The following is an 853-nucleotide window of genomic DNA, read 5'->3' as shown; positions in this document are numbered from 1 at the left end:
CTATCGGTCAGTCAGTAGTATTTAGCCTTGGAGGATGGTCCCCCCATATTCAGACAGGATATCACGTGTCCCGCCCTACTCGTTTTCACTGATTATGAGATGTCGATTACGGGGCTATCACCCTTTATTGCGGCACTTTCCAGAGCCTTCATCTGTCTCATTAAAAGCTTAAGGGCTAATCCAATTTCGCTCGCCGCTACTTTCGGAATCTCGGTTGATTTCTCTTCCTCGGGGTACTTAGATGTTTCAGTTCCCCCGGTTTGCCTCCTGCTGCTATGTATTCACAACAGGATACTTACTTATGTAAGTGGGTTTCCCCATTCAGGAATCCCAGACTCAAAAGGTTATTACTACCTAATCTGGGCTTATCGCAAGTTATTACGCCTTTCATCGCCTCTGACTGCCAAGGCATCCACCGTGTACGCTTAGTCACTTAACCATACAACCCGAAAGGGTCTTAGTGTATGGCAACTAACCAAGGTTTTTGGTTGTCATCAAGAAGGGTTAATTCTCAATGACTGTTTGCCGGACTCAATTGTGAATCAAACTAAAGTTTGATTCGAATACAAGACACTTGAATGTGTTTGTTGTGTTTATCTAATGAAAGATAAACATTGAGAACTTTTAAATTTGATTGAATTACTCGTAAGTAATCAATCAGTCAGCTTTCCAAATTGTTAAAGAGCAAGAGTTTTAAGTGTTAAACTTTTAAACCCATTTTTAAATACTCTCTTACGAGAATGCTTAAAGATGGTGGGCGATACCGGGCTCGAACCAGTGACCCCCTGCTTGTAAGGCAGGTGCTCTCCCAACTGAGCTAATCGCCCATAAAAGTTTTAATTCCTTATGGAAG

At 42.1% G+C, this 853-nt stretch carries 1 tRNA gene and 1 rRNA gene; both read right to left on the bottom strand.

Annotated elements, in window-relative coordinates:
* Positions 1-439, bottom strand: a 23S ribosomal RNA gene (locus IQQ51_RS24705); the annotation flags it as partial.
* A gap of 312 nt (positions 440-751) precedes the next feature.
* Positions 752-827 (bottom strand) — tRNA-Val (locus IQQ51_RS24700).
* Positions 828-853: the final 26 nt, after the last annotated feature.

Source organism: Vibrio sp. OPT18, assembly GCF_015163615.1.
GTDB lineage: Bacteria > Pseudomonadota > Gammaproteobacteria > Enterobacterales > Vibrionaceae > Vibrio > Vibrio coralliirubri.
Note: the sequence above shows the minus strand (reverse complement) of the source record. Positions and strands in the feature narration are given on the sequence as shown.